20 protein-coding genes and 1 tRNA gene are annotated in these 23,111 nt (G+C 64.9%); 14 read left to right on the top strand and 7 right to left on the bottom strand.

Annotation, left to right across the window (positions count from 1 at the left end; translation table 11 throughout):
* Positions 1-123: 123 nt before the first annotated feature.
* The 4 genes from rdgB to CEJ42_RS01890 all read left to right on the top strand — a co-directional run bounded on the left by rdgB (position 124) and on the right by CEJ42_RS01890 (position 5,375).
* The gene (gene rdgB / locus CEJ42_RS01905; RefSeq protein WP_088749874.1) at positions 124-714 is read left to right on the top strand and encodes an RdgB/HAM1 family non-canonical purine NTP pyrophosphatase; all 591 of its coding nucleotides are present in this window, start codon (positions 124-126) and stop codon (positions 712-714) included.
* Positions 711-1,955, top strand: coding sequence for a radical SAM family heme chaperone HemW (gene hemW / locus CEJ42_RS01900; protein WP_079215168.1), 1,245 nt, complete (start codon positions 711-713; stop codon positions 1,953-1,955). Before rdgB ends, hemW begins: the two co-directional genes overlap by 4 nt.
* Before the next feature lie 145 nt (positions 1,956-2,100).
* Positions 2,101-3,300, top strand: a complete 1,200-nt coding sequence (locus CEJ42_RS01895; protein WP_079215167.1) for an EAL and HDOD domain-containing protein — start codon at positions 2,101-2,103, stop codon at positions 3,298-3,300.
* 5 nt (positions 3,301-3,305) lie between these two features.
* Positions 3,306-5,375, top strand: a complete 2,070-nt coding sequence (locus CEJ42_RS01890; RefSeq protein ID WP_079215166.1) for a putative bifunctional diguanylate cyclase/phosphodiesterase — start codon at positions 3,306-3,308, stop codon at positions 5,373-5,375.
* Between the two features lie 77 nt (positions 5,376-5,452).
* On the opposite strand, the gene CEJ42_RS01885 is transcribed toward CEJ42_RS01890, so the two are convergent.
* Positions 5,453-6,178, bottom strand: a complete 726-nt coding sequence (locus CEJ42_RS01885; protein WP_088749873.1) for a GntR family transcriptional regulator — start codon at positions 6,176-6,178, stop codon at positions 5,453-5,455.
* A 233-nt stretch (positions 6,179-6,411) separates the two neighbouring features.
* Between CEJ42_RS01885 and CEJ42_RS01880 the strand changes: the two genes are divergently transcribed.
* Positions 6,412-7,737 (top strand): MFS transporter, encoded by a 1,326-nt coding sequence (locus CEJ42_RS01880; RefSeq protein WP_237772497.1) that lies wholly within the window; start codon positions 6,412-6,414, stop codon positions 7,735-7,737.
* A 39-nt stretch (positions 7,738-7,776) separates the two neighbouring features.
* Positions 7,777-9,051: a glucarate dehydratase family protein gene (locus CEJ42_RS01875; RefSeq protein ID WP_088749871.1), complete on the top strand. Its 1,275-nt coding sequence runs from the start codon at positions 7,777-7,779 to the stop codon at positions 9,049-9,051.
* 76 nt (positions 9,052-9,127) lie between these two features.
* Here CEJ42_RS01875 and CEJ42_RS01870 read toward each other — a convergent pair whose 3' ends face one another.
* The 4 genes from CEJ42_RS01870 to CEJ42_RS01855 form a co-directional block, all read right to left on the bottom strand.
* Positions 9,128-9,892 (bottom strand): ABC transporter substrate-binding protein, encoded by a 765-nt coding sequence (locus CEJ42_RS01870; protein WP_165774384.1) that lies wholly within the window; start codon positions 9,890-9,892, stop codon positions 9,128-9,130.
* A gap of 452 nt (positions 9,893-10,344) precedes the next feature.
* Positions 10,345-10,438, bottom strand: a tRNA-Ser gene (locus CEJ42_RS01865).
* Between the two features lie 122 nt (positions 10,439-10,560).
* Positions 10,561-11,814, bottom strand: coding sequence for an aspartate kinase (locus CEJ42_RS01860; protein WP_079215162.1), 1,254 nt, complete (start codon positions 11,812-11,814; stop codon positions 10,561-10,563).
* Positions 11,815-12,298: 484 nt separating this feature from the next.
* Positions 12,299-12,580: a DUF4148 domain-containing protein gene (locus CEJ42_RS01855; RefSeq protein ID WP_079219104.1), complete on the bottom strand. Its 282-nt coding sequence runs from the start codon at positions 12,578-12,580 to the stop codon at positions 12,299-12,301.
* Between the two features lie 198 nt (positions 12,581-12,778).
* Here CEJ42_RS01855 and CEJ42_RS01850 point away from each other — a divergent pair, with 198 nt between their 5' ends.
* Complete coding sequence (locus tag CEJ42_RS01850; RefSeq protein ID WP_079215161.1) at positions 12,779-13,690, top strand: LysR family transcriptional regulator; 912 nt, start codon at positions 12,779-12,781, stop codon at positions 13,688-13,690.
* Between the two features lie 21 nt (positions 13,691-13,711).
* Here CEJ42_RS01850 and CEJ42_RS01845 read toward each other — a convergent pair whose 3' ends face one another.
* A complete protein-coding gene (locus CEJ42_RS01845; RefSeq protein WP_079215160.1) occupies positions 13,712-14,137 on the bottom strand; it encodes a thioredoxin family protein in 426 nt (141 codons plus the stop codon).
* A 110-nt stretch (positions 14,138-14,247) separates the two neighbouring features.
* Between CEJ42_RS01845 and tsaB the strand changes: the two genes are divergently transcribed.
* The 4 genes from tsaB to CEJ42_RS01825 are packed head-to-tail and all read left to right on the top strand — an operon-like array spanning position 14,248 to position 17,558.
* A complete protein-coding gene (gene tsaB, locus CEJ42_RS01840) occupies positions 14,248-14,967 on the top strand; it encodes a tRNA (adenosine(37)-N6)-threonylcarbamoyltransferase complex dimerization subunit type 1 TsaB (protein ID WP_088749869.1) in 720 nt (239 codons plus the stop codon).
* Complete coding sequence (gene rimI / locus CEJ42_RS01835; RefSeq protein ID WP_420809770.1) at positions 14,964-15,443, top strand: ribosomal protein S18-alanine N-acetyltransferase; 480 nt, start codon at positions 14,964-14,966, stop codon at positions 15,441-15,443. The genes tsaB and rimI overlap by 4 nt, the downstream gene beginning before the upstream one ends.
* A complete protein-coding gene (locus CEJ42_RS01830; RefSeq protein ID WP_088749868.1) occupies positions 15,440-16,504 on the top strand; it encodes a uracil-DNA glycosylase in 1,065 nt (354 codons plus the stop codon). The genes rimI and CEJ42_RS01830 overlap by 4 nt, the downstream gene beginning before the upstream one ends.
* A 1-nt stretch (position 16,505) precedes the next feature.
* Positions 16,506-17,558: a DUF1853 family protein gene (locus CEJ42_RS01825; protein WP_088749867.1), complete on the top strand. Its 1,053-nt coding sequence runs from the start codon at positions 16,506-16,508 to the stop codon at positions 17,556-17,558.
* 51 nt (positions 17,559-17,609) lie between these two features.
* On the opposite strand, the gene lplT is transcribed toward CEJ42_RS01825, so the two are convergent.
* Positions 17,610-18,878, bottom strand: coding sequence for a lysophospholipid transporter LplT (gene lplT / locus CEJ42_RS01820; RefSeq protein ID WP_079215156.1), 1,269 nt, complete (start codon positions 18,876-18,878; stop codon positions 17,610-17,612).
* A 222-nt stretch (positions 18,879-19,100) separates the two neighbouring features.
* Between lplT and alr the strand changes: the two genes are divergently transcribed.
* The 3 genes from alr (at position 19,101) to radA (ending at position 23,105) form a co-directional block, all read left to right on the top strand.
* Positions 19,101-20,180 (top strand): alanine racemase, encoded by a 1,080-nt coding sequence (gene alr / locus CEJ42_RS01815; protein ID WP_088749866.1) that lies wholly within the window; start codon positions 19,101-19,103, stop codon positions 20,178-20,180.
* Positions 20,181-20,286: 106 nt separating this feature from the next.
* Entirely contained in the window at positions 20,287-21,675 is a 1,389-nt protein-coding gene (locus CEJ42_RS01810; RefSeq protein WP_079215154.1) for an L-cystine transporter, read from the top strand.
* A 44-nt stretch (positions 21,676-21,719) separates the two neighbouring features.
* Entirely contained in the window at positions 21,720-23,105 is a 1,386-nt protein-coding gene (radA, locus tag CEJ42_RS01805) for a DNA repair protein RadA (RefSeq protein ID WP_079215153.1), read from the top strand.
* Positions 23,106-23,111: the final 6 nt, after the last annotated feature.

Raw genomic sequence — 23,111 nt, 5'->3', positions numbered from 1 at the left:
ATCGCTTTACAATGCGGCTTTCAAGGGAAACGCCATGTTGAATCGACGACATATCGACGACATGGCGTTTTTCATTGCACCGCGTAAAACTTTGCAAAACGATACGAGCCAGACAAGACAAGCATGGATACCAAGCAAAAGATCGTGATGGCGTCGAACAACGCCGGCAAGCTCAAGGAATTCGCCAGCCTGCTGGGCGACATCGGCCTCGACGTGCGCCCGCAGGGTGAATTCAACGTGCCGGAGGCGGAAGAGCCGTTCGGCACCTTCGTCGAAAACGCCCTGACCAAGGCGCGCCACGCCGCCCGCCTGACCGGGCTGCCGGCGCTGGCCGACGACTCCGGGGTCTGCGTCAACGCCCTGGGCGGCGCCCCCGGCGTGTACTCGGCGCGCTATGCCGGTGAGCCGAAGTCGGACGCCGCCAACAACGCCAAGCTGATCAAGGACCTGGCCGCGCATGCCGACAAGTCCGCCTATTATTACTGCGTGCTGGTCTATGTGCGCCATGCGGAGGATCCCCAGCCGGTGATCGCCGACGGCGTCTGGAAGGGCGAGATCGTCGCCGAGGCGCGCGGCGAGGGTGGTTTCGGCTACGACCCGTATTTCCTGTTGCCCGCGCTGGGCAAGACCGCCGCCGAACTCTCCGCGGCCGAGAAAAACGCCGTCTCGCACCGCGGCCAGGCCTTGCGCGCATTGGTAGAGAAGCTGAAATGATCCCCATCAAACCGGTCCCGTCCAACGTGCCGGCCGAGCAGGCGCCGTCCGGGCCGGCGCAGGCCGCGCTGGCCTTCCTGAAGCCGGGCAGCCTGCAGTTGACGGCCTTGCCGCCGTTGTCGCTGTATGTGCATTTCCCGTGGTGCGTGCGCAAATGCCCGTATTGCGACTTCAACTCGCATGAGGTCAAGGGCAGTTTCCCCGAGCAGGAATACCTCGACGCGCTGCGCGCCGACCTGGAAATGGCGCTGCCGCTGATCTGGGGCCGCAAGATCTACACCATCTTCATCGGCGGCGGCACGCCCAGCCTGCTGTCGGCGGCCGGGTTGGACCGCCTGCTGTCGGACCTGCGCACCTTGCTGCCTTTGGACGGCGATATCGAGATCACGATGGAAGCCAATCCCGGCACCTTCGAGGCCGAGAAATTCCGGTCCTACCGCGAAAGCGGCATCAACCGCCTGTCGATCGGCATCCAGAGCTTCAACGGCCGCCACCTGGAAGCGCTGGGGCGCATCCATGACGGCGGCCAGGCGATGAAGGCGGTCGAGATCGCCCAGGCCAATTTCGACAATTTCAACCTGGACCTGATGTACGCCTTGCCGCAGCAGACGCTGGCCGAGGCGCGCGCCGACATCGAGACGGCGATCGCCTTCGCGCCGCCGCACCTGTCGCTGTACCACCTGACGCTGGAGCCGAACACGCTGTTCGCCAAGTACCCGCCGCCGGTGCCTGACGACGACGCCAGCGCCGACATGCAGGACATGATCGCCGAGCTGACATCCTCGGCCGGCTATGTGAACTACGAGGTCTCGGCCTACGCCCAGCCCAAGCGCCGCGCCAGGCACAACCTGAACTACTGGCAGTTCGGCGACTACCTGGGCATCGGCGCCGGCGCCCATTCCAAGCTGTCCTTCCCGCATCGCATCGTGCGCCAGATGCGATACAAGCATCCGCAGACCTACCTGGAAAAGACCCGCGCCGGAGCGCCGGTCCAGGAAGAGGCCGAGATCGGTCGCGACGCCCTGGGTTTCGAGTTCATGCTCAATACGCTGCGCCTGACCGAGGGCTTCCCGCCCAACCTGTTCGCCGAGCGCACCGGCATGAGCCTGACGCAGATCCAGAAGCAGCTGGATCTGGCCGAGCAAAAGGGAATGTTGTATCGGGATCACGCTTTGATCCGTCCTACCGATTTGGGCCGCCGTTTTCTGAATGATTTGCAAGAATTTTTCTTGTCAGATTAAAGCTTGCTTGCAAGCTCATTTTTATCAGGTATATTTAGAAAAATTTGAATTTAATTAAGAATTCTGCTGGGAAACTTTTCAACGGTTTTTCATCATGATTGCGTGCCTTGTAAAACAAAAAAAGTGCCGCCAACGATAAAAACATATGGCTGTTCAGGATAAAAGCGTTCCTTTTCCTCTCGTGTTTCTGCAGCCTGTCGCCGACGTTCACCACGTATGGACCGCGCTGTCTTTGCACATCTCTCCCGTCGACGAGGATGGCAGTGCATTGCTATCCCGACTTTTCAACGAGTTCGGCTTGCAGGAGGCGCTGGGCGGGCTGACCTGCATCATTCCGGTCCGCGACCCGTCGGTCTTCGCTCCCGAGTTCGACAACCCCGTGCCGCAGGGCCAGGTCGCATTGCGCGTGCCGGTCGAGCATTGCGTGGACCCGGGCAAGATCGATGCGCTGGACTGGCTTTACAGCCGCGGCTTTTCGATCATCGCCGACGGCCTGCCGGCGCAGGGCGCCAACGTGTTCCCGTTCGTCGAATCGCTCACGCTGGACGCCAGTGTGGGCAATCTGCCGGAAGCGGTGCAATGGCTGCATCGCCTGCGCGGGCCGCACCTGGTGGAAAACGTCAGCGACGCGATCCAGTTCGACCTGTGCCGGGCTGAGGGCTTCCGCTGGTTCTCGGGCGACTACGCGCTGCACCCGGACAGTCGCCTGTCGCAGAAGAATTCGATTTCCCGCGCGCGCCTGCTGAAGCTGCTGGAACTGGTGGCGCGCGACGCCGATGCCGGCGACCTGGAGTCGCTGCTCAAGCAGGATCCGGCGCTGTCCTACCAGTTGTTCAAGCTGGTCAGCTCGGCGGCCTTCGGTTTCTCCGCGCACATCACCAACTTCACGCAGGCCATCAACCTGCTGGGCCGCCGCCAGCTGCAACGCTGGCTGCAACTGCTGCTGTACGCGCGCTTCCCCGGCGACGAGTCGGCCAATCCGCTGCTGCCGCGCGCCGCTGCGCGCGCCGCGCTGATGGAAGCGATGGCCCAGCGCGTCGAATGCACCGAAGAGGAGCTGGACCGTGCCTTCATCACCGGCATGTTCTCGCTGCTGGACGTCTTGCTCGGCATGCCCCTGAACGACATCATCGAGCCGCTCAAGCTGCCGGTCGACATGGTCAATGCGCTGACCACGCGCAGCGGCCGCCTGGGCAAGCTGCTGGATGTGGTGGAGCGCTCCGAGTATGGCCGCATTCCCTTGCGCCATACCGACCTCGAGGCTGCCGGCCTCGATGCGCGCGCCTATTGCGAATGCCTCATGCAGGCCTTTAACTGGGCAACCCGAGTCAGCACAGAGGCCTGAATTTCATGATTTCCTCCGTTGGCACCGACGATCTGGCATGTTGCTCGGCACTGCTGGACGCGATGCAAAACCTGCAAGGCATGGCGCTGCACGCCGCGCTCGGCGGGATCGCTTCGGGTTTCCTGAAGCGTCCCGGCGGGCGCTATGTGGCCGGTCCTGTGCCTGAGGGCAACGGATTGCACCATTCGGTGGAGCACGACGGCCACCTGTTCGGCCACTATGTCTTCCCGGCGCTGAACCGCCCCTATACCAAGCAGGAGCGCGACCGCCTGGCGATGCTGGCCGGCTTTACCGGCCGCCTGATGCAGCGTCGCGCCGAAACGGAGAAGCGCGCCCGCGCATTGGACCAGATCGAGGCCAAGCTGGAACAGCAGGCGCAGATCCTGAACCAGATGCACGAGTCGGTGATCACCATGGATCCGGCCGGCTTCATCACCAGCTGGAACCGCGGCGCCGAGCAGCTGTTCGGCTATACCTCGATGGAAGCCATCGGCCGCAATGTCCTGTTCCTGTACGAGAACGAAGAAGAGGAAGACTCGCTGGCCGACATGTTCCTGGAACAGGGCGGGCGCGAGATGGAAGTGCGTCGCCGCAAGAAGTCCGGCGAGACCTTCTGGGCCAGCCTGTCGCTGTCGGTCATGCGCGACCAGCACGGCAACCCCATCGGCCTGATCGGCTACATCAACGACATCACCGAGCGCAAGAACGCCGAAAAGCTGATTCATCACCTGGCTTATTACGATTCGCTGACCGGCTTGCCCAACCGCACGCTGCTCACCCGCACCGTCGACCAGGCGTTGCTGGAGGCGCAACAGGGCAGCATGCACGGCTGCGTGATGTTCATCGACCTGAACCGCTTCAAACCCATCAACGACACGCTGGGCCACGTGGCCGGCGACATGCTGCTGGTGGAAGTGGCGATCCGCCTGCGCCGCGCGCTGCGCGACCAGGATGTGGTGGCGCGCCTGGGCGCCGACGAATTCGCCGTCGCCCTGTTCGACATCGACAAGGATTACCACCCCGGCTTCGTGGCGCAGAAACTGCTGTCGCTGTTCGACGAGCCTTTCTTCATCGACGGCCACGAGCTGCGCGTAGGCGCCAGCATCGGCGTGAGCATGTATCCGGAAGACGCCAGCGACACCGAAACCCTGCTGCGCCTGGCCGACATCGCCATGTACCGCGCCAAGCGGGGCGGCGAGAACAACGAAGGCGGCTACGCGTACTACAGCGAAGAGATGAACCGCAACACGCTGGACCTGCTGCGCATCGAGACCGGGCTGCTGCACGCGTTCGAGTACAACGAGCTGCTGCTGTACTACCAGCCCAAGGTCGACATGGCGACCGGCTCCATCACCGGCGCCGAAGCGCTGGTGCGCTGGCAGCATCCGGAGCGCGGACTGCTGCTGCCGGGCGAGTTCATCCCCATCGCCGAAGAGACCGGCCTGATCGTGCAACTGAGCGACTGGGTGCTGGACGCCGTCTGCCGCCAGGCGCGCGCGTGGAAGGAAGCCGGACTGGCGCCGATCCGCATCGCCCTGAACGTGACCGCGCGCGAATTCACGCGCTCGCTGCCGGACCGTATCCGCGCGGCGCTGAGCCGTCACATGCTCAGCGGCGACTGGCTGGAGCTGGAGATCACCGAGAGCATGCTGATGCACAGCACCGACCGCGTGATCACCATCATGGAAAAGGTCTGCAGCCTGGGCATCACGATCTCGCTGGACGACTTCGGCACCGGCTATTCCAGCCTGTCCTACCTGAAGCGCTTCCCGATCAATACGCTCAAGATCGACCGCTCCTTCACCATGGGCATCCCCGAGGACACCAACGACTGCGCGATTGCCAGCGCCATCATCGGCATCGCCAAGCAGCTGCGCCACAAGGTGATCGCCGAGGGCGTGGAGACCGAGAAGCAGTTCAATTTCCTGAAGGATGCCGGCTGCAATGAGTTGCAGGGCTACATCTTCTCGCGGCCGGTGCCGGCCACCGACTTCCACGCGATGCTGCTGGAGGGGCGCAGGCTGAAGATCGTCAGCGAGCATCCTTCGCTGCCGCTGGACGACATCGACATCTGAACGGCGCGCCGTTCAATGACAAAGGCCGCAGGCATCACGCCCGCGGCCTTTTTTCATTGCGGCGCCGCGTTGCGCGTTCAATCCTTGAGGTAATGCGGGAAGCGTGCGCGGATGTCGTCCAGGTGCGAGAGCGTGCCCGAGAGATGTTCGCGCAAGGCCGCCTGCGCGGCGGCCGGATCGCCGGCGGCGATGGCGTCGACGATGGCCGTGTGGTCGCCGATCACGCGGCGCGCCTTGCCGGGGATGGGCACATGCAGGTTGCGCAGGCGATCCAGGTTGCCGCTCTGGCGGCGCACCATCGCCCATAGTTCGGGCACCTGCGCGGCCTCGTACATCTGGCGGTGGAAGGCCTGGTCGGCCGAGACGAAGTCGGCGTAATTCTCGCGCTCGGCCAAGACCTTCTGCAATTCGATGCTGTCGCGCAGCCGGGTCACCAGCGCGGCATCGGCCGTGCGCGCAAGCGTGTGGACGATCTCCAGTTCGATCGAGCGGCGCAGGAAATGCGCCTGGCGCGCCATCGTCACATTCACCGCGCTGACCACGGTGGCGTGCTGGGGGAAGATGTCCACCAGGCCTTCTTCGCCCAGCTTGATCAGGGCGTCGCGGATCGGCGTCTGGCTCAGGCCGTACTGCGCGGCCAGGTCGGCGCGCTGCAGCACCGTGCCCGGCGCGATGCGCATGGCCACGATCAGCTCGCGCAAATGCTCGAAGACCTGCGGCGCGGCATGGCGCGAGCGGTCCAGCGCACGCGGGGCGAAGACCAGCGAATCGGACGGATCGGAGAGGGCGGCGGTAGTGGTCATGCTGGTGTTCCTGAATGCAAGAGATGGTCAACTCCGGCCAGATCGACGAAGTTGCCATCAAGACCATGAATGATAAACCCGTTTGCTTTCATTGACGCACTAATATATTAGTGTTTTAATGTGTCCAGGCCGAAAAATCAAACGGCGCCCTCCGCGCAGGCTGCGCGCCCGACAGCGGCGCCATGCCGCCGCGTAGCCGTGCAAGAGCGTCGACAAGAACCCAGGAGACATTCGTGGATACAGCAAAGCAAGCCGTGGCAGCCGGGAGTCCGGCGGCAGCCGCGCCGACCGTGCTTGAGCAGGCGGTCGGCAAGATCAAGCAGCGCGTGTTGCCGCTGTTCGTGATCATGTTCATCGTGAACTACATCGACCGCGTCAACATCGGCTTCGTGCGCAGCCATCTGGCGACCGACGTCGGCATCGGCACGGCAGCCTACGGCCTGGGCGCGGGCCTGTTCTTCATCGGCTACGCGATCTTCGAGGTGCCGTCCAACATGCTGCTGCAGCGCTTCGGCGCCAAGGCCTGGCTCACGCGCATCATGGCCACCTGGGGGCTGGCGGCCACCGCCATGGCATTCGTCAACAGCGAGACCACCTTCTATGTGCTGCGTTTTCTGCTGGGCGCGGCCGAAGCGGGGTTCTTCCCGGGCGTGATCTATTACTTCACGCAATGGCTGCCGGGCAGCGAGCGCGGCCGGGCCATGGCGATCTTCCTGAGCGGATCGGCGCTGGCATCGATCCTGTCGGGCCCGATTTCCGGCGGCTTGCTGCAGATCGAGGGCGGCGGCCTGCATGGCTGGCAATGGATGTTCATCATCGAGGGCATGGCGTCGGTGCTGCTGTGCGGCTTCGTCTGGTTCTGGCTGGATTCGATGCCGGCCGATGCCAAATGGCTGAGCGATGCCGAGCGCAACGCGGTGAGCTCGGCCATCGTCGCCGAGCAGGCCGAGCGCGTGAAGAACCGGCCGGCGCACGTGTCGGCGCTGCAGTTGCTGCGCGATGGGCAGATCGTGATCTTCTGCTTCATCTACTTCTCGATTTCGCTGACCATCTACGGCGCCACCTTCTGGCTGCCCAGCATCATCCGCAAGATGGGCACGTTCAGCGACTTCCAGGTCGGGCTGTTCAACTCCATTCCCTGGCTGATCTCGATCGTCGCCATGTACGCCTTCGCCGCGCTGGCCGCGCGCTTCAAGCACCAGCAGGCCTGGGCGGCGACGGCGCTGATCATCGCCGCCATCGGCATGTATATCTCCACCTTCGGCAGTTCGACGTTCGCCTTCGTCTCGATCTGCTTTGCGGCGGTGGGCTTCAAGGCCGCGTCTTCGCTGTTCTGGCCGCTGCCGCAAAGCTATCTCGATGCGCGCATCGCCGCCGGCGTGATCGCGCTGATCAATTCCATCGGCAACCTGGGCGGATTCGTGGCCCCGACCGCCTTCGGTTTCCTCGAGCAGCGCACCGGCTCCATCCAGGGCGGGCTGCTGGGCCTGTCCATCACCTCGCTGGTGGCGGCCGGCGTGGTGTTCTTCGCGCGCTCCGGCGGCAAGAAGGCCGCTTGACACTTCCTCATTCCATGCAACGCCTGTAAAGAGAGCACCATGAAAATCTCACGAGTCACCGTCACCCCCATCGCCTTCAAGGATGGTCCGCTGCTCAACGCCAGCGGCATCCACGAGCCTTACGCGTTGCGTTCCATCATCCAGGTCGAGACCGACAACGGTTATCTTGGCCTGGGCGAAAGCTATGGCGACGCGCCGGCGCTGGCGATCCTGGAGAAGGTGAAGGGCGAGCTCATCGGACTGGATCCGTTCAACCTCAACGGCCTGCGCGCCATCGTGCGGCGCGTGGTGGCGGGAATGGCGCCGGCCAGTTCGTCGGGCGCCGAGCTGGCGCCGGGCTCGCATGCCAGCAAGGCGGTCTCCAATGCGTATTCGGCCTTCGAGGTGGCCTGCCTGGATGTGCAGGCGCGCTACCTGAAGGTGCCGCTGGTGGACCTGCTCGGCGGCGCGGTGCGCAAGGAGGTGCCGTTCAGCGCCTACCTGTTCTTCAAATATGCGCAGCACATCGACAGCCCCTATGCGCCGGACGCCTGGGGCGAGGCGCTGTCGGAGCAGCAGATCGTGGCGCAGGCGCGCAGGATGATCGAGGAGAACGGCTTCGAGAGCATCAAGCTCAAGGCCGGCGCGCTGGATCCCGAACATGAGGTGGCCTGCATCAAGGCGCTGAAGAAGGCCTTCCCCAAGGCGCCGCTGCGCATCGACCCGAACGGCAACTGGTCGCTGGAGACCGCGATCCGCATGGCCGAACTGCTGGGTGACGACCTGCAGTACTACGAAGACCCGACGCCGGGACTGGAGGGCATGGCCGAACTGCACAAGCGCACCGGCCTGCCGCTGGCGACCAATATGGTGGTGACCGATTTCGACGAGCTGCGCCGCAGCGTGGCCCTGAACAGCGTGCAGATCGTGCTGGCCGACCATCACTACTGGGGCGGCCTGCGCGACACCCAGCAGTTGGCCAGGATGTGCGACGTGTTCGGCCTGGGCGTGTCGATGCATTCCAACTCGCACCTCGGCATCAGCCTGATGGCGATGTCGCACGTGGCGGCCGCGGTGGAGAATCTTTCCTACGCCTGCGATACGCATTACCCGTGGCAGGAGGCCGACGAGGAGGTCATCAAGGGCGGCAAGCTGCCCATTCGCAACGGCTGCGTGCGCATCACCGATGCGCCGGGCCTGGGCGTGGACCTGGATTACGACCAGCTCGCCAAGCTGCATGAGCTCTACCTGAGCTGCGGCATCCGCCAGCGCGACGACGTGGGGCAGATGCGCAAATACAAGCCGGACTGGAAGACGGTCAAGCCGCGTTTCTGAGCGGCGTCATCCATCAAAAAAGCGACCCGGGCGGGTCGCTTTTTTTATCCCTGCTTATCCGCGCGCCGGCAGTGATTCAGTCGTTCAGCCCGGCCACGTTGGCGCCCTCGATGCCATTGCGCGCCAGCGACGCGGCAACGAAGCCGGAGGCCTTCATCTCTTCGACGAAGGCGGCCAGATAGGCGGCTGCCTGCTCGCCGCGGCTAGTGGGCACGCCCATGGCCTGGCGTATCACCATGAAGCGTTCGCCGAGGATACGCAGGCCGCCAGCCTTCTGCGCGTCATGTTCCAGCTGCTGCTTCACGCCGGCCGCGACATCGAGCTTCTGGTCGATGAAGGCCTGCACCACCGCCGGCGAGGTCGGCACGCGCACGATGGACGCCTGCTTCAGCTCGCGGCTGAGGAACAGGTCATAGGCGCTGCCAAGGCCGACGGCCACGGTGGTGCCGGCGCGGTCGACCTGGTCATTGCCGGTGATCGGCGAATCGCGGCGCACGGCGTAGAAGCCTTCGATCAGCACATAGGGGCGGGTGAAGCTGATTTCCCGCGCGCGCTTGGGATCGATGGCGAAAAATCCGATATCGGCCTTGCCTTGTTCGATGTTCTCCACCGAATTGCCGGCCGACTTCACCACCACCAGTTGCAGCGGCACGCCGAGGCGTCTGGCCAGTTCGCGCGAGAGATCCACCGACACGCCGATGGCTTCGCCGGTCTTGGCGTCGGTATTGGCCAGCACCGGATTGCCGAGGTTGATCGAGGCGCGCAGCGCGCCGGCGGGCGCGAAGCTCTTGACGATGGCGGCGTCGGGTGCGGCGGTCTGGGCTTGGGCAGGTTCGGTCATGGCGAGAGCGGATGAGAGAAGGGTGAGCGCGATGAGGCTTTTGTTGAGGATGGCGTTGATTGTCATTGTTTGAGTCTCCGTGAGCGCGGCTTTGTGCATGCCGCGCGAAAGAGCATAGCCGAGTTGGCGCAAACGCGTGGGGTCGGCGAGTGCGGCGCGGGAGAGGGGCGAAAATGAAAATGCCCGCTCGTGCGGGCATCGGCGTTTGCTGTGCAAACCGGAATGGAGCTGCAAAACAAAAATGCCCGCTTGCGCGGGCATTTGTATTTCGATGAAGACGGAAGGATTCGCCTACCTCCGGCAGGCCGCGGTTGCGCTTGCAAGCGCAACCCTTCGAATCCCTCGCGCAAGGCCCGCAGGGGCCTTGCTCGTCTCCGGTGATAGTGGTTTGCTGCGCAAACCGGAATGAGGCTGCAAAACAAAAATGCCCGCTTGCGCGGGCATTTGTATTTTGGCGGAGACGGAGGGATTCGAACCCTCGATACAGGTTTAAGCCCGTATGCTTCCTTAGCAGGGAAGTGCCTTCGACCACTCGGCCACGTCTCCACACTGAAGGCGATTACTGCGCCGCCTCAGCGAAGTCACGCATAATAGCTTCTCATCTGCGTTTGGTCAATCGGAGTCTTGCAAAAAATCATCGAATGTTTTGCGCGGCTCCGACTCGCCGATTACTTGGCGCTGTCCAGGTCGAATGCCTTGTGCAGGGCGCGCACGGCCAGCTCCATGTACTTCTCGTCGATCAGCACCGAGATCTTGATTTCGGAGGTCGAGATCATCTGGATGTTGACGCCTTCTTCGGACAGCGTGCGGAACATCTGCGATGCGATGCCGACGTGGCTGCGCATGCCCACGCCCACCACGGAGACCTTCGAGACCTTGGTGTCGCCGTTGATGGAGGCGGCGCCGATGTGGGCCTTGACGCTGTTGTTGAGCACGTCCACGGCCTTGGCGTATTCGGCGCGCGGCACGGTGAAGGTGAAGTCGGTCTTGCCGTCGACGGATTGATTCTGGATGATCATGTCGACTTCGATGTTGGCGTCGGCCACCGGGCCCAGGATCTGGTAGGCGATGCCCGGACGGTCCGGCACGCCGAGCACGGTGATCTTGGCTTCATCGCGCGAGAATGCGATGCCGGTGATGGTTGCTTGTTCCATGTTGGTGTCTTCCTCAAACGAAATCAGGGTGCCGGAAATGGTTTCTTCGGCCAGCGGCATGAGCGGGTCGGTCAGCGACGACAGCACGCGGGTCGGCATCTTGTAGTTGCCGGCGAATTCCACGGAGCGGATCTGCAGGACCTTGGAGCCCAGCGAGGCCATTTCCAGCATTTCCTCGAAGGTCACGGTGTTCAGGCGACGCGCTTCGCTGACCACGCGCGGGTCGGTGGTGTAGACGCCGTCGACGTCGGTGTAGATCAGGCATTCGGCAGCCTTGATGGCGGCGGCGACTGCCACGGCCGAGGTGTCGGAACCGCCGCGGCCCAGGGTGGTGATGTTGCCGTCGGCGTCAACGCCCTGGAAGCCGGTGATGATGACGATCTTGCCGGCGTTCAGGTCGCGGCGGACCTTGGCATCGTCGATCGAGCGGATGCGGGCCTTGGTGAAGGCGGAGTCGGTCTTGATCGGCACTTGCCAGCCGGCGTAGGACACGGCCTGCTTGCCCAGCGCCTGCAGGGCGATGGCCAGCAGCGCCACCGATGCCTGTTCGCCGGTGGAGGCCAGCATGTCCAGTTCGCGGCCGTCGGGCTGGGCCATGATCTCTTTGGCCAGGCCGAGCAAGCGGTTGGTTTCACCCGACATCGCCGACGGAACGACGACGATCTGGTGGCCTGCGTCGTGCCACTTGGCAACGCGCTTCGCGACATTCTTGATGCGCTCGGTCGAGCCCATCGATGTGCCGCCGTATTTGTGAACGTATAAAGCCATAGGGATAAAAAAATGTGGCCAGACTTTGACGAACAACCGCTAGCTAGGCCGGAGGGAACAAACCCTTGACTCTACATCCGGTAGGCCAAAATCTCAAGGAAAAGCTGGCCGGATCCGGCCTTTGGGGCGATGTTTTGCATGTCGCGATGCAGCAAACCCTGCATTTGGCGGTTTTTGCCACCCGGTTTCGTCCGGATGAGCCGAAAAGCATGCGAAAAGCCCGCGAAATACGCAGAAAATATCCGCAGAATACGTTTGGAGGGCGAAGCGGGGAGACAGGGAGTGCGGGAGGAGGCGGGTGGGGCACCAGCTGTCATGCGCTGCATCGTTTGCAGGCGACATGGCAGTTGGTGCTGCGGTACTGACGTGATGCTTCGGTACTGCTTGCTGCTGGCCGTTCAGTCCTGGGCGGGCGGTTCATACGCCGGGAGGCGGAACGCTGCCTGCTCGGGCCTTGCCACGTTCATGGCCGGCCGGATTGCGCTCAGGCGCCGTTGTACAGGTTCTGGTCCTTGGCGCTGCTGGCTTGCTGCACCTGGCTCTGGACTTCCTGGCGGCTCAGGCGGGAGTCGGCCTGGCGCACGATGGGGTACTCGTTGCGCACGGCGATTTCACCGTTGGCGCGGGCGCGTTGCAGTTCAGCCTTGACGTCGGCGCGGGTCTGGGTCGACACGAACGGGGTTTCCGGCGGATACGGGGTTTCGGCCATGGCGGCGCCGGCGGCGATCAGCAGGGAGGCTGCGAGGGTGATGTTCTTGATGTTCATGATCTTGTCCTTCATTCTTGGTAAGTTGATAAAACTCCGCAGTGTCCGGCGTTTTCACCGTGGCTTCCGGGGAGCCCGGCTGGCGGCCTTGTTGCATTCCGCCAACCGATGAAAGCAGTGTAAATATTGCCTGGACAAAGAAAAACAGCTTTAATCGGAATTGACTATTTCCATATCCGGAACAATCAGAGGGGAACTATGGACCGGCTGCAATCTATGCGGGTATTTGCCAAGGTGGTGGAACAGGGCAGCTTCGTGCGCGCGGCTGAGATCCTGGAGATCTCCAACGCCGTCGCCACGCGCTTCATCGCCGACCTCGAGGGCCACCTCGGCACCCGCCTGCTGAACCGCTCGACCCGGCGCCTGTCGCTGACCGAGGCCGGGCAGGCTTACCTCGAACGGGTGCGCCTGATCCTGGCCGAGATCGAGGACGCCGAGGCGCTGGTCTCGCTGGACACCAAGAAGCCGACCGGCACGCTGTCGATCTACTCGCATGCCGGTTTCGGCCAGACCCAGCTGGGCGAGCTGGTGGCGGGATATTCGCAGTTGTATCCGGAGGTCGTGCTGGACATCACCTTGTCCGATCGCGCGATCGACCTGGTCGAGGAGGGCATCGACATCGGCTTCTTCAGCAGCCTGCAGAAGGTGGACGCCAGCATGATCGTGCGCCAGCTGGGCATGGCCCAGGTGGTGTTGTCGGCCTCGCCGGCCTACCTTGCGCAGTACGGTGCGCCGGAGCGCCCGGAGGACCTGACGCGCCACAGCTGCCTCAACTTCTCGCATGAGTATTTGCGCCACCACTGGCACGTCAACACCGCCGACGGCGTGCAGGATGTGCCAATCACGAGCAAGGTGGTGTCCAACAGCGGCGTGTTGCTGCGGGAGTTCGCGCTGGGCGGCATGGGGATTACGCTGCGGCCTTCGTTTTCACTGGGCGACGACCTGCGTTGCGGCAAGCTGGTGCGGGTGCTGCCGGACTACGACATCGGCCAGGTCGGCATGTCGATGGTCTATCCCAGCCGGCGCCTACTGTCGGCCAAGGTGCGCAGTTTCGTCGAGTTCGTCAGCACGCGCTATCCGCATCCGGAGAGCGATCCCTGGCTGGCCTGAAAGAGAGGCGGGAAAGGGCGCTCAGATGATGTCGGCCGTCTTGGCCAGCAGGCTGCATTCTTCCTGCCAGCCGCGACGCTCCGCGGAACTGATCGCTTCGCGCTGCAGCTCGGCGTCGCTTTTCTCGACCTGCGACAGCAGGATGCGCTCGGCCAGGCGGGTATCCGGCTCCATCGGGCCGAAAAAGGCCACGGTGCCGCCGCGTTCGATCAGCAGGGTGGGGAAATTGTCGATGTCGAGGTCGCCGACCAGGTCGGCCTGGTCCTCGATGTCGATCCAGACGAAATGGTGCTGCGGATAGCGTTGCGCCCAGGCGCTGAAGGCGGCGTCGTATTCGCGGCAGCTGCCGCACCAGCCGGCGCACAGGCAGGCGACGACCCAGGTGTCGTTGCGCAGGGCCTCGGCAAGCTGGCGGCGGTTGGTCTGGTCTAATTTCTGGTAGGACATGGCGCCGCTATTTTACCTGCTTCGGGCGGCCGGGTTTTGCGCAGGAACAAACCGGTCGCAGACGATGCGGCGCACCCTGAGATTGGCGCGCCTCGCGGTAGAATAGCGGGATGTCCACGATTTTAGCCATTGAAACATCCACCGAGCTCGCATCGGCAGCGCTGCTGCACAAAGGCGAGCTCATCGCGCACGAATCCGCCGGCGCGCAGACCCATTCCGACTCCATCCTGCCCATGATCCAGCGGCTGCTCGCCGAGGCCGGCATCGCGCTGGCGCAGTGCGACGCGCTGGCCTTCGGCGTGGGGCCGGGCTCCTTCACCGGCGTGCGCACCGCGTGCGGCGTGGTGCAGGGCCTGGCTTTCGGCATCGACCGCCCGGTGGTGCCGGTGGTCACGCTGGAGGCGGTCGCCCAGGCCTGCCGCGCCGCGCATGCGCAGGCCGCTGAAGTGCTGGCCGTCCTGGACGCCCGCATGGGCGAGGTCTACTGGGCGCGCTATCGCGCCCGCGAGGACGGCGGCTGGGACGTGCTGGCCGAACCGGCGTTGTCGGCGGCCGGGCAGGTCGCCACCGACGGACGTCCGGTGGCCGGCGGCAACGGCCTGTCGATGTATGCCGCGCATTTCACCCCGGAATTCTGCGCCCGCGAATTCGACTCTGCTTATCCGCAATGCATGCCTCACGCGCGCCACGTGGCGACGCTCGGTCTGCATCATTTCGCGCGCGGCGGCGCGTTGCCGGCGCAGGAGGCGCAGCCGCTCTACCTGCGCAACAAGGTGGCGCTGACCACCGCCGAGCGCGAGGTGCGCGATGCCCTGAAGGGGGCGGCGTGAGCGTGGCGGCACTGCCGGCGCAATACGGCGCGCTGGAGTTTGCGCCGATGACGGCCGAGGATGTCGAGGCCGTGGTGGAGATCGAGAACGCCGTCTATTCGCATCCCTGGACGCGCGGCAATTTCCTCGACTCGCTCTACAGCGGCTACCAGGCGCAGACCCTGCGCGACGGCGATCATGCGTTGCTGGGCTATTTCCTGGTCATGCTGGCGGTGGAAGAGGCGCACCTGCTCAACATCAGCGTGGCCGCGGCGCACCAGCACAAGGGGCTGGGCCAGATGCTGCTCAACCAGGCCACCATGCTGGCCGGCAGGCACGGCATGCGCACCATGCTGCTGGAAGTGCGCGAATCCAATGCGCACGCGATCAAGGTCTACAGGCGCTACGGCTTTTCTGAAATCGGCCGTCGCAAGAATTACTACCCCGCAGCGGACAATGCCCGCGAAGGGGCCATCGTCATGAGTCTGGCGTTATGAGCGAAGAATTGAAGAACGAGAATGGATTCGGCTCCTCGCTGGAGCTGCTGGACGCGCTGGGCATCGGCCCGGTGTGGGTGCGTCGCGAACTGGCGGTGGAAGAAGCGGTTGCCGCGGACGCCGTGATGCCTGCGGCGGCCGAGACCGCTTCGCCGCTCCAGGCGGCCGCGCCGCTTGCGCGCCCGGTGGCGCAGCCCGTGCAGCATGAGGACCTGGAGGATGCCTTTGCGGCAGCTCCGGCTGCCCCTGTGGCAAGGCCGGCGCCGCGTCCCGCGCCTGCGGCGCCTGCCGCTCCGGCCATGCCGCGCGCTCCCGAGCGTCGCAGCGCGCCGGTTGAAGACGACGGCGGCCCGCCTTCCTGGCTGGACGAGATGGATTTCGCCGCCTCGGTGGAGCCGGCGCTGATCCTGGACGGCATCGGCGAGGACGAGGGCGAGGATGCGCCGGCACAGGTCGATCCGATGGTGGCCAGGATCGCCGCCATGGAGTGGCCGCAGCTCAAGGAGATCGTCTCCGACTGCCGCCGCTGCGGCCTGTGCAAGGGGCGCAAGAACACCGTCTTCGGCGTCGGCGACGAGAAGGCCAAGTGGCTCTTCATCGGCGAAGGTCCCGGCCGCAACGAGGACCAGCAGGGCGAGCCCTTCGTCGGCCCCGCGGGCAAGCTGCTGGACAACATGCTGGCGGCCATGGGCGTCAGGCGCGGCGACAACGCCTATATCGCCAATATCGTGAAATGCCGGCCGACCGGCGACGACGGCCGCGACCGTCCGCCTTCGCCGCAGGAAGTGGCTTCCTGCCTGCCTTACCTGCAACGCCAGATCGCGCTGATCCAGCCCACCGTGCTGGTGGCGCTGGGCAAGACCGCGGCGATCTCGCTGCTGGGCATGGACCCGTCCACGCCGGTCTCGCGCCTGCGCGGCACCGTGCACCGTTACCAGGACCTGCCGCTGGTGGTGACTTACCACCCGGCCTACCTGTTGCGCACGCTGGGCGACAAGAGCAAGGCATGGGCCGACCTGTGCCTGGCGATGTCGACCTATCAGCAGCAATCCTCCAACTGAAATGAGCCACGGCGGCGTACAGCTGGCCGGGGAAAGCAGCCAGCAGCGCTTCCAGCGCCGCTGGCCGCAGTTGCGCGACCCGCACGTACGGGCGCTGGCCTGGCTGCTCGATGCCCCGGACCTGATGGCGCCCGATGCGCCATGCTGGCAGGGACGCATCGCCACGCTCGGGCCGGTGAGCGAGGATGTGGCCGCGTGGCTGAACCGCCTGCAGGATGATCCCGTGCTGAACCAGTCCCTGCATGCGCACATGGAGCGCCAGCCGTCGGCGCGCCTGGGCCGCTATGCGGAGAAGCTGCTGGGTTTCTATCTGGCACGGCAAGGCCAGCTGGTGGCAGCCAACCTGCAGGTGCGCAACAACGGCGCCACCCGCGAGACGCTGGGCGAGTTCGACTTCCTGGTCAAGCGTCCGGATACGGCCTCAGGCGCCGGCCTGGAGCATTGGGAATTCGCGACCAAGTTCTACCTGCTCGAGCCGGCGCCCCGGGTTGCCGATGGCGACGGCATGTCCCCCGACGCCTTTGTCGGCCCGAACCTGGCCGATTCGCTCGGCCGCAAGATGCGCAAGATCATGGTGCAGCAGCTGATGCTGTCGCAGCATCCTGCCGCCGCCGCGGTGCTGCCCGAGCCGGTCGTCTCGGCCCAGGCGCTGGTCAAGGGATGGCTGTTCTACCGGGATAACCCGGATGACCAGGGCGACGCGCCCGCGCTGCCACCGGCCATGGGCATCGAGCCCCGGCATTGCCGCGGTTTCTGGTGCGACGCCGGCGGGCTGCAGGCGCGTGCCTTCCCGCCAGGGACGCTGTTCCTGCTGTTGCCGCGCCTGGAATGGCTGGCGCCGGCCCGCGCGCCGGTCAGCCGTGGGCTGGACCTGCCCGATCTGTTGACGGCGCTGGCGGCCCGCTTCAGCCTCGAGGAGGCGCCCGTGATGCTTGCCGTGTGCCGGGCGTCGACGGACGGCGAAATGCTGGAAGTCGAACGCGGCTTTATCGTTCCCGACGGATGGGAACGGCGCGCCGCCGACAGCGCAAGGCACGCGGTACAGCGGGTCTGAGGAAGAGGGGCTGGAGCCGGCCGGGCGCCGCAGGCGCGCCGGCAGCGGCGGTCAGTGCGGGTGCTTGTCTTCGCCGATCAGCGAGAGCGAATCGTGTTCGCGCTGGTTGGCCGCGTGGCGGCGCATGATCAGGTACATGATGCCGGCCACGAAGGTGCCGAAGATCAGGATCACGGTGTTGACGTCCAGGTTCATGCGCACCATGAAGGCGTACAGCACCAGCATGGTCAGCACCGACAGGTTCTCGTTGAAGTTCTGGACGGCGATCGAGTGGCCGGCGCTCATCAGCACGTGGCCGCGGTGCTGCAGCAGCGCGTTCATCGGCACCACGAAGTAGCCGGACAGCGCGCCGATGATCACCAGCAGCGGATAGGCGACCCAGACCGAGGTGGTGGTGGTCATCAGCATCACCACGATGCCCATGATGATGCCCAGCGGCATCACCGACAGCGACTTCTTCAGCGGCACGAAACGCGCGGCGGCCATCGCGCCCAGCGCCACGCCGACGGCGACGATGCCCTGCAGGATGGCGGCGCGGTCCAGCGGCATGTGCAGCGACTTCTCGGCCCATTTCAGCACGATGAACTGCAGCGTGGCGCCGGCGCCCCAGAACAGCGTGGTCACCGCCAGCGAGATCTGGCCGAGCTTGTCCTTCCACAGCGTGCTGAAGCAGCCGGCGAAGTCGATGATCAGGCGGATCGGATTGCGTTGCTGGTGCTCGTAGCGGGCGCCGGTATCGGGGATGCTGAGGTTGAACAGGGCGGCGACGATGTAGATGAGGGAGATGATGCAGAGCGCCGCTTCGGTGGGCGTATCGATCGGGAGATCGAAGAGGGGGAAATCGAAGCTGAGGATCATGGAGGCGATGTGCGGATTGACCAGCGCGCCGCCCAGTACCGTTCCCATGATGATGGAGCCGACCGTCAGCCCTTCGATCCATCCGTTGGCGGCTACCAGTTTTTCCGGTGGCAGCAGTTCGGTCAGGATCCCGTATTTGGCCGGCGAGTAGGCCGCCGCCCCGAACCCGACCACGGCGTAGGCCAGCAGCGGGTGGACGGTGAAGAACATCATCCCGCAGCCGACGATCTTGATCATGTTGGTGATCAGCATGACCTTGCCCTTGGGGAAGGCATCGGCGAAGGCGCCGACGAAGGCGGCCAGCAAGACGTAGGAAAGGACGAAGAAAAGCTTCAGCAGCGGAGTCATCCACGCAGGTGAATGCATTTCGGCTAGGAGAGCGATGGCGGCGATCAGCAGCGCGTTATCGGCGAGCGACGAAAAGAATTGCGCCGCCATGATGGTGTAAAAACCGCGATTCATCCCTGTCCAAAATGTAACAAATTAGGTCCGGCTAGCTTTATACCATGAAACCATGGCGCATCACTGTTAAGTCTGACCAGAAAGATGTTCGTCCGGTAAAATGCCCGCTTGTTCCCGGCTGGGCAAAACTTCCGGGCGCGCCACGGCCGACGCGAGCCTGCATCCGGTCCGCGCGGCGCGCATTGCCTGCCTCAGCCCACCGTTCAACCGCATCAGGACACCATGCCAAGACCGATCGTCGCTTCCATCAGCATTTCCGCGCTTCAACACAATCTTGCCGTGGCCAAAGCCCACGCGCCCAACGCCCGCGCCTGGGGAGTCGTCAAGGCCAACGCCTACGGCCATGGCCTGGAGCGGGCGATGCGAGGTTTCGCGGCGGCTGACGGCCTGGCGCTGATCGAGGTCGACTATGCAGTGCGCCTGCGCGAGCTGGGCTGGACCAAGCCCATCCTGCTGCTGGAAGGCTTCTTCGACGCCGCCGACCTGCCGCTGCTGGCGGCCCATGACATCCAGTTCGCCGTCCATTGCGAAGAGCAGATCGCGCTGCTGGAGGGCTTCGAGACCAAGGCCGGCCTGCACGCCCATCTGAAGATGAACAGCGGCATGAACCGCCTGGGCTTCAAGCCCGAGGCCTATCGCGCCGCCTTTGAACGCCTGGGCCGCATCGCCTCCATCCGCAGCGTCACCATGATGACGCACTTCGCCAATGCCGACGACGCCGGCAATCCCGGCCTCGCGCTGGAAGAGCAGGTCAAGCGCTTCAATGCCGGCACGGCCGGGCTGGATGCGCCCCGGAGCCTGTGCAACTCCGCCGGCGACCTGCTGCACGCGGAGCTGGCCTTCGACTGGGTGCGTCCCGGCATCATGCTGTACGGCGGCACGCCCGGCGGCGGCAGCGCGGCCGATTTCGGCCTGCGCCCGGCCATGACGCTGGAGAGCGAGATCATCGGCGTGCAGGACATCGCGCCCGGCGAGGCGGTCGGCTACGGCAGCCGCTTCGTGGCCGACAAGCCGATGAAGGTCGGCGTGGTCGCCTGCGGCTATGCCGACGGCTATCCCCGCCATGCGCCCAACGGCACGCCGGTGGTGGTGGACGGCGTGAAGACCGGCACCGTCGGCCGCGTCTCGATGGACATGCTGGCGGTCGACCTGACCCATATCCCCGGCGCCCGCGTCGGCAGCCGCGTGCTGCTGTGGGGCGAAGGCTTGCCGGTCGACGAGGTGGCGTTCGCCGCCGGCACCATCGGCTACGAGCTGATGTGCGCGCTGGCGCCGCGCGTGGCGGTGCGCGAAGTGGCATAGCAATCATCCGAGCCCGCAGGCATATTCATACGCAAGCCGTATGGAGGGACGCGTTGCGCATCAGAATGCGTCCGTATCACCATCATATTCACGGAAAGAAGAAAGAATGAATCAGGCGATTGTCATCAACGTCGGGGTATTTGTCGCTCTCTTGCTGCTGCTGACGCAGACGCGCCGCCGGGGCTGGAGCCTGGCCAGGAAGGTGCTGGCCGGGCTGGCGCTGGGCGTGCTGTTCGGGTTGGGCCTGCAATTGGCCTATGGCGAAGGCAGCGAGGCCGTGCGCGCGTCCGTTGCGTGGTTCAACATCGTCGGCAACGGTTACGTGCAGCTGCTGCAGATGATCGTCATGCCGCTGGTGTTCGCCTCCATCCTGAGCGCCATCGCCAGGCTGCACTCGGCCTCGTCGCTGGGTCGGATCAGCCTGCTGGTGATCGGCACGCTGCTGCTGACCACGCTGGTGTCGGCGCTGGTCGGCGTGCTGGTGACCAACCTGTTCGGCCTGACGGCTGAAGGGCTGATGCAGGGCGCGCGCGAGACTGCGCGCCTGTCGGCGATCCAGAGCAACTATGCCGGCAAGGTCGCCGATCTGAACGTGCCCCAGCTGGTGCTGTCGTTCATTCCCAAGAACCCGTTCGCCGACCTCAGCGGCGCCAGCCCGACCGCGATCATCAGCGTGGTGATCTTCGCCGCCTTCCTGGGCGTGGCCGCGCTGCAATTGCTGAAAGACGACGAAGAGAAGGGCCGCCGCCTGCTGGCCGGCATCGACCTGCTGCAAGCCTGGGTGATGAAGCTGGTGCGCCTGGTCATGCAGCTCACGCCTTATGGCGTGCTGGCGTTGATGACCAAGGTGGTGGCCAGCTCCAACCTCCAGGACATCGTCCAGCTGGGCGGCTTCGTGGTCGCGTCTTATCTTGGCCTGGCGATCATGTTCGTGGTGCACGGCGTGCTGCTGTCGGTGTTCGGCGTCAATCCGCTGCGCTTTTTCCGCAAGATCTGGCCGGTGCTTACCTTTGCCTTCACCAGCCGCTCCAGCGCCGCCACCATTCCGCTGAGCGTGGAGGCGCAGACGCGCCGCCTGGGCGTGCCGGCGTCCATCGCCGGTTTCGCCGCCTCCTTTGGCGCCACCATCGGCCAGAACGGCTGCGCGGGCCTGTATCCGGCCATGCTGGCGGTGATGGTGGCTCCGACCGTGGGCATCAATCCGCTCGACCCGATGTGGATTGCCACCCTGGTGCTGGTGGTGACGGTCAGTTCGGCCGGCGTGGCCGGCGTCGGCGGCGGCGCCACGTTCGCCGCGCTGATCGTGTTGCCGGCGATGGGCTTGCCGGTGACGCTGGTGGCGCTGCTGATTTCGGTGGAACCGCTGATCGACATGGGCCGCACGGCCCTCAACGTCAGCGGCTCCATGACGGCGGGCACCATCACCAGCCAGCTGATGGGGCAGACCGACAAGGCCGTCATGCACGGCGATGAAGAGGCGGTACTGGCGCAGTAAGGCCGTCATTTTTTTCACGGCAGAAACAACAAGGATCCAACACGATGGCGAAGCTCAAGACCCATTACACCTGCACCGAGTGCGGTGGCGTCAGCAACAAATGGGCGGGGCAGTGCGCGGCTTGCGGGCAATGGAACACCCTGGTCGAGACTGTGGCTGAAACGGCGGGAGTAAACCGCTATTCCTCGCAACCGCAGAGCCTGGCGCAGACCGCGCCGGTACTCAGCCTGGCCGACATCGAGGCGATCGACGTGCCGCGTTTCGGCACCGGCATCGAGGAGTTCGACCGCGTCCTGGGTGGCGGCCTGGTGCCGGGCGGCGTGGCGCTGATCGGCGGCGATCCCGGCATCGGCAAGTCGACGCTGCTGCTGCAGGCGCTGGCCAATATTTCCAAGCTCAAGAAGGTGCTCTACGTGAGCGGCGAAGAGTCCGGCTCGCAGATCGCGCTGCGCGCCAAGCGGCTGGCCGTGGACGCGCGCGACCTGCAGCTGCAGGCCGAGATCCAGCTGGAGAAGATCCTGGGCACGCTGGCCGAGCACAAGCCGGAAGTGGCGGTGATCGACTCCATCCAGACCATCTACTCCGATGCGCTGACCTCGGCGCCCGGCTCGGTGGCGCAGGTGCGCGAATGCGCCGCGCAGCTCACGCGCGCGGCCAAGACCTCGGGCATCACCATCATCATGGTCGGCCACGTGACCAAGGAAGGCGCGCTGGCCGGCCCGCGCGTGCTGGAGCACATCGTCGACACGGTGCTGTATTTCGAAGGCGATACGCACTCCAGTTTCCGTCTGGTGCGGGCGTTCAAGAACCGTTTCGGCGCGGTCAACGAGCTGGGCGTGTTCGCGATGACGGAGAAGGGCCTCAAGGGCGTCTCCAATCCTTCGGCGCTGTTCCTCTCGCAGCACGAGAACCAGGTGCCGGGTTCCTGCGTGATGGTCACGCAGGAAGGCACGCGGCCGCTGCTGGTGGAAATCCAGGCGCTGGTCGACAGCTCGCACGTGCCCAATGCGCGGCGCCTGTCGGTGGGCCTGGAGCAGAACCGCCTGGCCATGCTGCTGGCGGTGTTGCATCGCCACGCCGGCATCGCCGCGTTCGACCAGGACGTCTTCATCAACGCGGTGGGCGGCGTCAAGATCACCGAGCCGGCGGCCGACCTGGCCGTGCTGATGGCGATCAACTCCTCGATGCGCAACAAGCCGCTGCCGCGCGGCCTGGTGGTGTTCGGCGAAGTCGGCCTGGCCGGCGAGATCCGTCCGGCGCCGCGCGGCCAGGAGCGCCTGCGCGAGGCGGCCAAGCTGGGCTTCTCGATTGCGGTGATTCCCAAGGCGAACGCGCCCAAGCAGCCGATCGAAGGCTTGAAGGTGATTGCGGTGGAGCGCATCGACGATGCGCTGCAGAAGTCGCGCGAGATCGACGACCTCGCCGGCTGAGTCGCC

The organism is Herbaspirillum robiniae (assembly GCF_002213415.1).
In the GTDB taxonomy this organism is placed as follows: domain Bacteria; phylum Pseudomonadota; class Gammaproteobacteria; order Burkholderiales; family Burkholderiaceae_D; genus Herbaspirillum; species Herbaspirillum robiniae.
This window is presented reverse-complemented; position numbering and strand designations above follow the sequence as displayed.